Consider the following 12633-nt stretch of genomic DNA (forward strand, 5'->3'; position numbering starts at 1 on the left):
GTTCGTTGATAAATGTTTGTGAGGGAGAATGATGGAAATTAGGATTTATAGCCAGCCTAGTCAGGAAATCAAGGATCAGCTTTTTGAGCTGGTTCAGAGCTGCCATGTTACAGATGAGACCTATCGTCTTCCTTATTTGGATAACGCCTATAATTTTGATGGGGATATGCCAGCCTTTTTTCTGGCCAATCTAGATCACCAAACGGTCGGTTTTTTATCGGTTTATGCGGATGAGCCGGGGCAAGCAGAGGTATCTGTCTACGTATTGCCTGACTATCGCAGACAGGGCATAGGGAGCGCTCTTTTACAGGAATTTTCCAAAATTGCAGAAAAATACGATCTATCCCAAATCGAATACATCAGTGAAGTCAAGTTTTTAGCAGACCATCCGACCTTTGCTGAGAAGTTTGACTATAATTTGGAAGAAACGGAAATCTGGCTTGAGCAGGCGGCGGGGACTTTCCCTGAAGAAGAAAAAGAAGGCGTGGAAGTTTTACTGGGGAGAAAGGAAATGGTTACAGAGATTGCAGCTTTTCAGTCGCAGATTTTTGAAATGCCCATGGGGACTGCGCTTCACTATGCTAGTCAAGCGCTGGAGAGCCCAGATAGCTTGCTCTATGTCCTGAAAAAAGATGGTCAAATCGTGGCGTCTTGCTCAGTTGATACAACTTTTGGCAGCAATCACCTGTTTTCCTTAGCTGTGGATCAGGCCTTTCAGGGACAGGGCTTAGGGAGCCACCTAGTCAGGTCTATCCTGAATGACCTTGCTAGCCGAAATGGACAAGTCTGTCAAATCGTCGTAGAAGCCCAGAACACAGGTGCCCTGAGGCTGTATGAAAGATTGGGCTTTAAACGAAAATCGGAAACGGTTTATTTAAAGAGAAAATAAAAAATTAACCTTCAGAGAAGAGCGACATGGAGGTCAGGAGATCTGTTTATGATAAAGAGAAAAGAGCCTTTCTTGGTTCAGGCTGGCTTGGTGCTGGGCTTATTGGCTTTGGGAAATTTAGTCGGTGATGTCAGTCAGTTCTTGCGTTATCTTTTGGCAAGTCTGGCATTCTTATTTTTCCTCCATCTAATGATGGGAATGCTGACGCACAGCAAGCAAGTCAAAGAGCAACTAGGTCAAGCGCTAGTGGCCTCGGTCTTCCCTACCTTTTTCATGCAGGGAATGGTGGCTTCGACCTATCTAGCGAGCTGGACTTTTTTGGGAAATTTTGCCAGAATTAGTGCGCAAGTGCTGTGGTGGCTGAGCTTTAGCGGGCTGGTTCTCTTGATGGTCTATTATATCCTGACCTTTGTCTTCCCTTTCAAGTGGGAGAATGTTTTTCCTGCTTGGACGGTTTTATTTGTCGGGATCGGTGTCGCTCCCCTGACAATTGCAGTTCCCCAGCAGTTAGTTTTGGGGCAACTGGTCTTTTGGTATGGACTTTTAGCGACTATTTTGGTCTTGCCAATCGTCCTTTATAAAACTTATAAAATCGGCTTAGCAGAGAATGTTCGTCCAAACGCGACAACGATTTGTGCGCCTATTTCCTTGATGACAGCGGCTTATGTGGCTACTTTTCCTCAGCCCAATCCTGTCTTGTTGAGCTTGCTCTTGATTTCAGGACAATGCTTTTATGCCTTTATTTTGTGGCAACTTCCTCGTTTGCTCAATCGTCCTTTTTCGGCAGGATTTTCTGCCTTTACCTTCCCCTTGGTCATTTCGGCTGTGGCCTTGAAGCAATCTTTAAACGCATTGAATCTTGGTCTAGCTGGGCAAATTCTGCTTACTTTTGAGGTCTTAATAGCCCTGCTCGTCGTTCTTTATGTCACCTTCTTGTATGCAAAGGATATTTTGGGCAAATGAGGCAGATTTCGGAGATGTATTTCCAAGAGGAAAGTCACTGCCTACCTTTGAGGAAGGCTGAGTTTATGATATAATTAGGAGTATTTGTAAAAGGAAAAAGATATGAATATTCAACAATTGCGTTATGTAGTGGCCATTGCCAACAGCGGAACCTTCCGTGAAGCAGCAGAAAAAATGTATGTCAGCCAGCCCAGTCTATCTATCGCGGTGCGAGATTTGGAAAAGGAACTGGGATTTAAGATTTTCCGCCGAACGAGTAGCGGAACCTTTCTGACTCGGCGGGGCATGGAATTTTACGAGAGAGCTCAGGAATTGGTCAAAGGATTCGATGTCTTTCAAAATCAGTATGCTAATCCTGAAGAGGAAAAGGATGAATTTTCCATAGCCAGTCAGCACTATGACTTTTTGCCGCCTTTGATAACAGAGTTTTCTCAGCGTTATCCTGACTACAAAAATTTCCGCATTTTCGAGTCGACAACCGTGCAGATTTTGGATGAAGTAGCCCAAGGCCACAGTGAGATTGGGATTATTTATCTCAATAATCAGAATAGCAAGGGCATCATGCAACGGATTGAAAAGCTAGGTTTGGAAGTCGTTGAGCTAATTCCATTCCAGACCCACATTTATCTGCGGGAAAATCATCCTCTGACTCAAAAGGAAGAGTTGGTCATGGAGGACTTGGCAGATTTGCCGACGGTTCGCTTCACTCAGGAAAAGGACGAGTATCTCTATTATTCAGAGAATTTTGTCGATACCAGTGCCAGCTCCCAGATGTTTAATGTGACGGACCGAGCTACGCTGAATGGGATTTTGGAGCGGACGGATGCTTATGCAACGGGCTCCGGTTTCCTGGACAGCGATAGTGTCAATGGGATCACTGTCATTAAGCTCCGAGACAATTTGGATAATCGTATGGTTTATGTCAAACGGGAAGACGTGGACTTGAGTCAGGTTGGAGAAGCCTTTGTAGCTGTTATGAAAGAATATTTTGCACAGAAAAGAGAAGTATGAAACGAAAGATTACCATTCCTTTTTTAATTGTTCTTTTGATTGCTCTCGATCAAGCGGTCAAGTATTATATTGTTTCCAATTTTTCCTTGGGGCAGGTCAGGAAGTTTATCCCTAAGATTGTCAGTTTGACCTACCTGCGAAATACTGGTGCCGCCTTTTCTATCTTGGAAAATCAGCAGTGGTTTTTCGCCTTGATTACTTGTGCTGTGCTTGGAGCAGCTAGTTGGTATTTGCTTAAAAATATTCAGGGCTCAAAATGGTTGCTGACGGGACTAATTCTAATTATTGCTGGTGGTTTGGGCAATTTCATTGACCGAATCCAGCAGGGATTTGTAGTGGATATGTTCCAGTTGGATTTTGTCAATTTTGCTATTTTTAACGTAGCGGATATGTACCTGACTATTGGAGTAGTGATTTTATTACTGGTAATTTTGAAGGAAGAAACAAATGGAATTGAAAATTGATGCAGCAGCCGCAGGTCTGCGTTTAGACAAGGCAGTGGCGGACTTGACAGAGCTATCCCGTGGTTTAGCCAATGAACAGATAAAAAATGGCCAGATTTTGGTTAATGGAGAGGCAAAAAAAGCCAAGTATGCCGTTAAAGAAGGCGATGTCATTTCCTATGAAGTACCTGAGCCAGAGGTAGTTGAGTATATGGCAGAGGATCTTCCGCTAGAAATCGTCTATCAGGATGAGGATGTAGCCGTAGTCAACAAGCCACAAGGCATGGTGGTTCACCCTTCCGCTGGGCACACTAGCGGTACTCTGGTCAATGCCCTCATGTACCACATCAAAGACCTCTCTGGCATCAATGGTGTGCTGCGCCCAGGGATTGTCCATCGGATTGATAAGGATACTTCTGGACTTCTGATGATTGCCAAGAATGACCAGGCCCATTTGGCACTTGCAGACGAGCTCAAGGATAAGAAATCCCTCCGTAAATACTGGGCGATTGTCCATGGAAATCTGCCTAATGACCGTGGAGTGATTGAGGCGCCGATTGGCCGTAGTGAGAAAGATCGCAAGAAACAGGCGGTGACAGCTAAGGGGAAACCCGCTCTGACACGTTTCCAAGTCTTGGAACGTTTTGGGGACTATACCTTGGTTGAACTCCAGCTGGAGACGGGGCGGACCCATCAAATCCGGGTTCACATGGCTTATATCGGTCATCCAGTAGCTGGAGATGAGGTTTATGGACCTCGTAAGACCCTGAAGGGCCATGGTCAATTTTTGCACGCGCGAACCTTGGGGTTCACCCATCCTCGGACTGGCGAAGTGCTGGAATTTACGGCTGAAGCGCCAGCTATTTTCCTAGAAACTCTTGAAAAACTCAAAAAAGCCCATGACTAATCATCTCCGAATTTATGAGACTCTAGATAAATGGAAAATTAAGTCGACTGTCTTGGTTACAGTCGTTTTTATTTTCGACAAATCATGATATAATAAATAGAATACCCTAAAAGGATGAGAAAAATGAATTTAGAAGATTTGAAAAAACGTCAGGAGAAGATTCGCAATTTCTCCATCATTGCCCATATTGACCACGGGAAATCAACCTTGGCTGACCGGATTTTGGAGGCGACAGAAACGGTTTCCAGCCGGGAAATGCAGGCTCAACTCTTGGACAGCATGGACTTGGAGCGGGAGCGCGGTATCACCATTAAGCTTAATGCCATCGAGCTCAATTATACTGCCAAGGACGGCGAAACCTATATCTTCCACTTGATTGACACGCCGGGACACGTGGACTTTACCTATGAGGTATCGCGGTCTCTAGCGGCTTGTGAAGGTGCCATTCTGGTCGTGGATGCGGCTCAGGGGATTGAGGCTCAGACCTTGGCCAATGTTTATTTAGCGCTGGATAATGACTTGGAAATCCTGCCAGTTATCAATAAGATTGACCTGCCAGCTGCGGATCCAGAGCGGGTGCGGGCAGAGATTGAAGATGTGATTGGACTGGATGCTAGCGAAGCCGTATTGGCTTCTGCCAAGGCTGGCATCGGAATTGAAGATATTTTAGAGCAGATTGTAGAAAAAGTTCCAGCACCGACTGGAAATGTTGAAGCACCGCTCAAAGCCTTGATTTTTGACTCAGTCTACGATGCCTATCGTGGGGTAATCCTGCAAGTGCGGGTGATGGACGGTGTGGTCAAGCCGGGAGATACCATTCAGCTCATGAGTAATGGCAAGAACTTTGACGTAACTGAGGTCGGTATCTTCACGCCCAAGGCTATTGGACGTGATTTCCTAGCGACAGGGGATGTTGGCTATATCGCAGCCTCTATCAAAACGGTGCAGGATACTCGGGTCGGAGACACAGTAACTTTGGCGGACAATCCAGCATCTGAGCCCCTGGACGGCTATAAGCAGATGAATCCGATGGTATTTGCTGGTCTCTACCCAATCGAGTCCAATAAATACAATGACCTACGCGAAGCCCTCGAAAAGCTCCAGCTAAACGATGCCAGTCTGCAGTTTGAGCCAGAAACATCGCAAGCACTAGGATTTGGTTTCCGTTGTGGTTTCTTGGGCTTGCTGCATATGGATGTCATTCAGGAGCGCTTGGAGCGTGAGTTTAATATTGATCTGATTATGACGGCTCCGTCCGTTATCTATAAGGTCAATATGACAGACGGTGCTTCAATTGATGTGTCCAATCCGAGCGAGTTTCCAGACCCGACCAAGATTGACTCCATTGAGGAGCCTTATGTCAAGGCGCAGATTATGGTGCCTCAGGAATTTGTCGGAGCGGTGATGGAGTTGGCTCAGCGCAAGCGCGGTGACTTTGTGACCATGGATTATATCGATGATAATCGGGTCAATGTCATCTATCAAATCCCACTTGCTGAGATTGTCTTTGATTTCTTTGACAAGCTCAAGTCCTCTACTCGTGGCTATGCTAGCTTTGACTATGAAATTTCTGAGTATCGCTCGTCCAAGCTGGTGAAGATGGATATTCTCCTCAATGGCGACAAGGTTGATGCTCTCAGCTTTATCGTTCACAAAGAATTTGCCTATGAGCGCGGTAAGCTGATTGTGGACAAGCTCAAGAAAATCATCCCGCGCCAGCAGTTTGAAGTACCAATTCAGGCCGCTATCGGTCAGAAAATCGTGGCTCGGACAGATATCAAGGCCCTGCGTAAGAACGTCTTGGCTAAATGTTATGGTGGTGACGTTTCTCGTAAGCGCAAACTCCTAGAAAAACAAAAAGCTGGTAAAAAACGGATGAAAGCTATCGGATCTGTTGAAGTTCCGCAAGAAGCCTTCCTCAGTGTCTTGAGTATGGATGATGAATAACATCTAGTGGATGTTATTCACCCGATTCAAGAGATAAATTAAATGACAGTTTAAAATCCTAGCAAGCTAGGATTTTTTATGTATCGTGTAAAAATGAGCTAGAACAAGATGGAATGAAACTACTATGATGAACAGAAAAGTTGAAAGAAGGGCTTTTCTCACACAATCAATCCCTTACAAAAGAAAGATATACTAGAAAAATCGCTTGAATTTGTTCAAAACTTTTCGTTTCGAGGCTGTCGGAGATGGTTATATTACGTTGTATAGTGCCTCTGGGATGTGTGAGTTAAAAGTGAAACTTTCTTTTTAAAAAATCTTAAAAAGAAGCAGTCTATCAACTTGAGAATGTTCTAAAACAGTTTGTAACAAAAATACCAGAATCAAGCCAGAGTTGGTAGTTCTGACAAAAATTAAATCTTTAGTCAGGTCCAGAGGGGCTAAAATCGGAAGTGTAGCAATCAAATGGAGATATTATTTTTAACTTCGTATAGATTACACCACAATGACGCTCCTTGTCTTTAGTTATCAGATTAGACAGTAAATGTTTTTTGCAAATGGATAAATATGGTAAAATATAGTTATCGGTACAATTTACTCTTTTGGAAAGGAGTTTTTCTATGAAAAAGAAATGGTTTTTACTGCTTATGATGGGCTTAATAGGCTTGACATTGAGTTCTTGTGTATTATTTCCTAGAAAAAAGGGTGGAGTTAAGTCGTCTTCAACGAGTGAGACTTTCTCTTTAAGAGGTGATAGCAGCTCAAGCTCTAGTGCGGATGATAGTTTGGTCACTGCAGAAACCAAACGTGTCGGTTCAGATGACTATGGCTACATCAGCATTCCAAAGAACTGGGTTAAGTTTACTGATTTAGGTGGTGGAGACAGTATCCAGTATACAGATGGTTCCGGCTACAACATTGTCAGCATGAATGCCTATACGAAGGAAAAAGCTAATATTGGAGAAGGTGAGGATTTCACGGCTGAGACAATCGCAAATCGCATATATTATAACTGGAGTGAGAATAAAGAGGCGGAGAAATTTTGGGGAGCAAAAACGACTGTTTCAGGCAATGATGCTTATCAAGTAAATGTCAATATGAAATCTGGTCAATACCTCACTAGCTGGATTTTCAAACAAAAGGATAAGATCTATCTCATCTCCTTTGAAGGGGATTCGGATACTCTCGGTAAATTCGTTTATTATATTGAATACACTTGGGATGAAAAGCTAGAAGAGTCAGGAAAATCGAATATCTAAAAATGAAACAGCAGTTTTTATTAAAAGCTGCCGTTTTTTTATTTTATGGTATAATGCTAAGTGGTAAATGCCTATGAATAGAGAGAATGAGAGACCATGCCTCAAGAAATTGACCTTGAAAAGTACCACCAACTAGCACTGCAAAAGCAGAAAGAGCACCGAAAATTTTTAGCCAATCTCAAGAAAAAGCCACCAAAAAACCTCGATAAGATTGCCCAACAGATTCATGATGAGGTTTTTGAAGAGATTGATTGTACAGCCTGTGCCAATTGCTGTAAAACTCTGGGACCAGACTTTAAGGAAGCCGATATTGTTCGCATTGCCAAGTATTTCAAGATGAAGCTGCCGGCTTTTGAAGAGGAATTTCTGCAGGTGGACGAAGACGGTGACAAGGTTTTCAAGGCGATGCCTTGTCCTTTTTTAGGTGGGGACAATCTCTGCTCGATCTACGATGTCCGTCCCAAGGCCTGCCGAGAGTTCCCTCATACAGACCGCAAGAAGATTCATCAGATTAATCATCTGACAATCAGAAATACCCTGACCTGTCCAGCGGCTTATCTCTTTGTGGAGAAGCTGCGGGATAGGTTGTAAAATCCCCTATAAATCTTGTACAAAAATTCTAGGGCGGAAGTATCTTATATCTGTTAGACTATAGTTAGAATTGAACATGGCCTAAAGGTTGTGTGAAAAAGATAAAATTTTCTCGGAGCAGGAGCCCCTCCGCAAATTTTCCTATTTTCACTTTGCTTTTAACGGCCTTAGTATCTTTTGTGAGGTGAAAAAGAATATGATGCATCAATTCAATCGAACCATGGAATATTTGGAAAGTAAGTTGGACGCGGAAGTGGACTTGCAGCAATTTCAGCAGCTATCAGGCTATTCTTATGCTCTCTTTAGCAGGCTCTTTTCCATCCTAGCAGATATGACTTTAGCGGAATATCTACGCAATCGCAGGCTGTCAGAAGCAGTGACAGACTTGCGGGAAAGCTCTGAGAAAGTCATTGATATAGCACTGAAATACGGCTATGAGTCTGCGGATGCCTTTAGCGCAGCCTTTAAGAAATTCCATGGTGTTACTCCCTCAGAAGTTCGAAATGGAAAACCTTATCGGGTCTTTCCTAGACTTCAATTATCCTTAAAGATTACAGGAGGAAAGAACATGGATATCAAGATTCAAAAGAAACCTGCTTTTACTGTGGCAGGTGTCCTATTGGAAGATATTGACAATAGCCAGTGCCCGTCTGCATGGGAGCAGCTCTATGCAAATCACAGCTTTGAAAGCCTAGAAAGTATGGGCAGTGGCCAATCCTTTGGTGTCTGCTCGGATGTCAAAGAAGGCGAAATCATCAACTATATGGCTGCCTATGATGTGAAGGATAAAGCGAAAGCAGAAGAACTAGGTCTGTCAATCAAAGAAATCGCAGAAGCTGAATATGCTATCGTACCAGTCAAGGGAGCTATACCAGCCAGTATCCACCATGCTTGGAAATATGTCTTGGAAGTCTTTTTCCCAGAAACTGGTTATCGCCACTCAGGAGCACTAGATTTTGAAGTTTACACCGAGGGAGACATGTCCTCCCCAGACTATCAAATGGAACTTTGGATTCCTGTGGTGAAATAAAGTGAAAATCAGCCGTTCATTTTGAGCGGCTGATTTTTTTGTGGCTTGTGGTATAATGAAGCTACTACAGTTTCAGAAAGGACTTGGACCTTGTCATACAAATTTTTATTCTTCGACCTTGACCATACGCTGCTGGATTTTGATACGGCAGAAGATATTGCCTTGACTCAGTTTTTGGAGGAGCAGGGCGTGACGGAGATTCAGACCTACAAAGATTATTATATTCCCATGAACAAGGGGCTTTGGCGGGATCTGGAGCAGGGTAAAATTACCAAGCCGGAGCTGGTCAACACTCGCTTTTCTCGTCTTTTTGCCCATTTTGGCATTGAGAAGGATGGAGCCGAGTTGGCCTTTCTATACCAGCAGCACATCGCTCAGCAAGGACAAACATATGCTGGTGCTAGCGAGCTTTTGGACAGTCTGACAGCAGCTGATTATGAGATTTACGGAGCGACCAATGGCATCACGGCCATTCAGACTGGCCGCATGACCAATTCCGACATTTCACCCTATTTTAACCATATTTTTATCTCAGAAAAGATGGGGACTCAGAAGCCCGAAGCTTTGTTTTATGAAAAAATAGCAGAGCAGATACCAGATTTTGACCTGTCTCAGACTTTGATGATTGGAGATTCTTTGACTGCAGATATTGCTGGCGCTAATAATGCTGGACTGGACTCTATCTGGTATAATCCCAAAAAGCTGATGAACAATAGCAGTGCGCAGCCGACTTATATGGTATCTTCCTATGAAGAAATTAAAAAATTACTGCTTTGAAAAAATTTTAACTCTGTCAAGAAAAAAACTTGACAGCTGTTTTTAATCTGTTATAATAGAACATGTGCTTAATAGCTCGGCTATTTCACCAAAAGAAAAAATATAGAAAAGAGACATTTTAAAAATGGCAGTAAAAATCCGTTTGACTCGTATGGGTTCTAAGAAAAAACCTTTCTACCGTATCAACGTTGCAGATTCACGTTCACCACGTGACGGACGTTTCATCGAAACAGTTGGAACTTACAACCCACTTGTTGAAGAAAACCAAGTGACTTTGAAAGAAGATCGCGTTCTTGCATGGTTAGCTGATGGAGCTCAACCTTCAGATACAGTTCGCAACATCCTTTCAAAAGCTGGTGTTTTGAAGAAATTCCACGATTCAAAATACTCTAAATAATAGAAGTGCAGGTTGATATATGGACACGATTGAAAATCTCATTATTGCGATAGTGAAACCTTTGATTTCACAGCCAGATGCCTTAACTATCAAGATTGAAGATACGCCTGAGTTTTTAGAGTATCATCTTGATCTTGATCCAAGCGATGTTGGACGTGTGATCGGTCGTAAAGGTCGTACTATCTCCGCTATAAGGACGATTGTTTACTCTGTCCCAACCGAGTACAAAAAAGTTCGCATCGTTATTGATGAGAAATAAGAAGCAGCGGGGCCGTGTGTCCCGTTTTTCTATGGCCCTTAATGAAACAAGCCGTTAGGTGTAGTTGAATTTAGGGCCATTGATGCAGTTCGAGCTTTGCGAGAACTACGTTCCTTATTATCCTTAATGAAACAAGCCGTTAGGTGTAGTTGAATTTAGGGCCATTGATGCAGTTCGAGCTTCGCTAGAAGCAAGTATCTCAGTTAAGACAAACGCAAAATCTACACTCGAATTTAAATAAATTCGAAACGGGAGGACATATGAAGCCAGAAGAGTATGCTTGGAACGTCCGTGAGCGCAAGTGTTATGAAAATGATCAAGTGATTTTACCGAGTCCTTACAAGTTGAAAATTCTGGATGATAGTGAGAAGAGATTGGAATTGGAGCTTGTTTTGGAGCAGCTTCCTCAGGGGCAACTGGCTCGATGGGCTATGAAAATGGCGTCAAGCTTTATAGCTCTGATAGATATGGAAGATGAGTTTGAGAAGCAGAAGATTTTGACTCAGGTAAGAGAGGTTTTTCAGGCTCGGCTTGATGGGAGGGCATCTGCCTATGAACTAAGAAAGGCTGGTTTCTTAGCTAACAAACTGTCGCAGCAAGCCCGATCACAAATTGGTAAATATGCTGCGCGTGTTTTTGCCCAAGCAGTCGCAACAGGTCACATGCGGGGCCATGCTATTGTCGCAGCGGATTATGCCATCAAAGTCAGAAACTTGCAGAGTCCAGATGATTTGCAGCGAGCTATCAAGGAAAGAGAAAGACAGATAGAGCTGGCCTCTACTTTTATTAGATCAGGAAAGGAAACTTTATGAAGCATTTATTTTCACGCTTGTCACCAGCGCAAAAGATTATCTTGTCTTTTCTTCTGGTGATATTCTGTGGCTCCTTGCTACTCAGTCTGCCTTGGGTGCAGACGGAAAGTTCCCAAGCGGGCTATCTGGATCATCTTTTTACAGCTGTCTCGATGGTCTGTGTGACAGGGCTTTTTACTCAATCGGTTGTGGATACATATAATGTCTGGGGGCAGCTCCTTTGTATGCTGCTGATTCAGATTGGTGGCTTGGGAATTCTGACTTTTATCGGATTTTTCACCATGGAAAGTCGGAAAAAGCTCAGCCTCAAGGATCGCCGCATTCTGCGGGATAGTTTTAGTTATGGTCACAATCGTACCTTAGGTCAATTTGTCCGTTCGATTTTTATCACAACTTTTACTATCGAAGGACTGGGTGCGCTCCTTCTCATGATTCGCTTCATTCCCAAGTTTGGTCTAAGAAAAGGGATTTTTAATTCTATCTTTTTAGCCGTTTCTGCATTTTGTAATGCGGGCTTTGATAATTTTGGTAATGATAGCCTACTAGGCTTGCAGACAGATGTTTTGGTCAATATCACCTTGGCTCTCCTCATTATTACTGGAGGACTTGGCTTTATGGTCTGGTTTGACTTGGCGACTAAATTGGGAGGAAAACAGAAGGGGCTTCACTTTCATACTAAGGTAGTCTTGCTGCTGACTGCTGGTCTCCTTGTTTTTGGGACGGTCACGAGTCTCTGGACGGAGTACAATAATCCTGGAACGATTGGCAATCTTTCCTTTGGCGATAAGCTACTGGTCAGCTTTTTCCAGACAGTCAGCATGAGGACAGCTGGCTTTGCTTCCATAGATTATACGGCTGCTCGTCCAGTAACCCTGTTTATCTATCTGCTCCAGATGTTTTTAGGAGGAGCTCCGGGTGGTACAGCGGGCGGTCTGAAAATTACCACCTTCTTAGTTCTTTTGCTTTTTGCCCGAAAGGAAATTCTGGGCTTGCCTCATACTAATATGGGGCGGAGGACATTGGCTCCTCAGCTAGTGCAGAAGGCTTTTGGTGTGACAGTGATTTTTCAGCTGACATTTCTGCTTGGTCTTTTGGCTCTTGGGCTAGTGACCGATAGCAGTCATCGTTTTATTTACCTGATATTTGAGACTGTTTCGGCATTGGCTACAGTTGGTGTCACGGCCAATATCACTACCAGCCTCAATACAGCTGGTATGATTGTGATTATGCTGCTGATGTTTATTGGACGGGTGGGGCCGCTGACTCTTATGGTTAGTCTCAGCCATTATCAACCGAAGAAGGCGACTACCTTGCACTACAGCAAGGCAGATATTATGATTGGATAGGAGAA

General features: G+C 43.5%; 14 protein-coding genes. All 14 read left to right on the forward strand.

Annotated elements, in window-relative coordinates:
- Positions 1-31 precede the first annotated feature (31 nt).
- On the forward strand, positions 32-889 hold the full coding sequence (locus tag FXF62_RS00565) for a GNAT family N-acetyltransferase (protein WP_149517564.1): 858 nt from the start codon (positions 32-34) through the stop codon (positions 887-889).
- Between the two features lie 48 nt (positions 890-937).
- A complete protein-coding gene (locus FXF62_RS00570) occupies positions 938-1852 on the forward strand; it encodes a TDT family transporter (protein ID WP_149517245.1) in 915 nt (304 codons plus the stop codon).
- A gap of 102 nt (positions 1853-1954) precedes the next feature.
- Entirely contained in the window at positions 1955-2863 is a 909-nt protein-coding gene (locus FXF62_RS00575) for a LysR family transcriptional regulator (RefSeq protein WP_149517246.1), read from the forward strand.
- Positions 2860-3327, forward strand: coding sequence for a signal peptidase II (lspA, locus tag FXF62_RS00580; RefSeq protein WP_149517247.1), 468 nt, complete (start codon positions 2860-2862; stop codon positions 3325-3327). The genes FXF62_RS00575 and lspA overlap by 4 nt, the downstream gene beginning before the upstream one ends.
- Positions 3311-4213 (forward strand): RluA family pseudouridine synthase, encoded by a 903-nt coding sequence (locus FXF62_RS00585; protein ID WP_149517248.1) that lies wholly within the window; start codon positions 3311-3313, stop codon positions 4211-4213. The genes lspA and FXF62_RS00585 overlap by 17 nt, the downstream gene beginning before the upstream one ends.
- A 123-nt stretch (positions 4214-4336) precedes the next feature.
- The gene (gene lepA / locus FXF62_RS00590; RefSeq protein WP_187984203.1) at positions 4337-6160 is read left to right on the forward strand and encodes a translation elongation factor 4; all 1824 of its coding nucleotides are present in this window, start codon (positions 4337-4339) and stop codon (positions 6158-6160) included.
- Positions 6161-6777: 617 nt separating this feature from the next.
- On the forward strand, positions 6778-7416 hold the full coding sequence (locus FXF62_RS00595) for a hypothetical protein (protein WP_149517250.1): 639 nt from the start codon (positions 6778-6780) through the stop codon (positions 7414-7416).
- A gap of 96 nt (positions 7417-7512) precedes the next feature.
- Complete coding sequence (locus tag FXF62_RS00600) at positions 7513-8007, forward strand: YkgJ family cysteine cluster protein (protein ID WP_149517251.1); 495 nt, start codon at positions 7513-7515, stop codon at positions 8005-8007.
- 196 nt (positions 8008-8203) lie between these two features.
- Positions 8204-9037 (forward strand): AraC family transcriptional regulator, encoded by an 834-nt coding sequence (locus tag FXF62_RS00605; protein ID WP_149517252.1) that lies wholly within the window; start codon positions 8204-8206, stop codon positions 9035-9037.
- Between the two features lie 90 nt (positions 9038-9127).
- A complete protein-coding gene (locus FXF62_RS00610) occupies positions 9128-9814 on the forward strand; it encodes a YjjG family noncanonical pyrimidine nucleotidase (RefSeq protein ID WP_149517253.1) in 687 nt (228 codons plus the stop codon).
- A gap of 124 nt (positions 9815-9938) precedes the next feature.
- Complete coding sequence (gene rpsP / locus FXF62_RS00615; protein WP_005590447.1) at positions 9939-10211, forward strand: 30S ribosomal protein S16; 273 nt, start codon at positions 9939-9941, stop codon at positions 10209-10211.
- Positions 10212-10230: 19 nt separating this feature from the next.
- On the forward strand, positions 10231-10470 hold the full coding sequence (gene kphA, locus FXF62_RS00620; RefSeq protein ID WP_005590445.1) for an RNA-binding protein KphA: 240 nt from the start codon (positions 10231-10233) through the stop codon (positions 10468-10470).
- Between the two features lie 260 nt (positions 10471-10730).
- Positions 10731-11282, forward strand: coding sequence for a putative immunity protein (locus FXF62_RS00625; RefSeq protein ID WP_149517254.1), 552 nt, complete (start codon positions 10731-10733; stop codon positions 11280-11282).
- Positions 11279-12628: a TrkH family potassium uptake protein gene (locus FXF62_RS00630; RefSeq protein ID WP_149517255.1), complete on the forward strand. Its 1350-nt coding sequence runs from the start codon at positions 11279-11281 to the stop codon at positions 12626-12628. Before FXF62_RS00625 ends, FXF62_RS00630 begins: the two co-directional genes overlap by 4 nt.
- Positions 12629-12633: the final 5 nt, after the last annotated feature.

It is taken from the genome of Streptococcus cristatus, assembly GCF_008369405.1.
In the GTDB taxonomy this organism is placed as follows: domain Bacteria; phylum Bacillota; class Bacilli; order Lactobacillales; family Streptococcaceae; genus Streptococcus; species Streptococcus cristatus_G.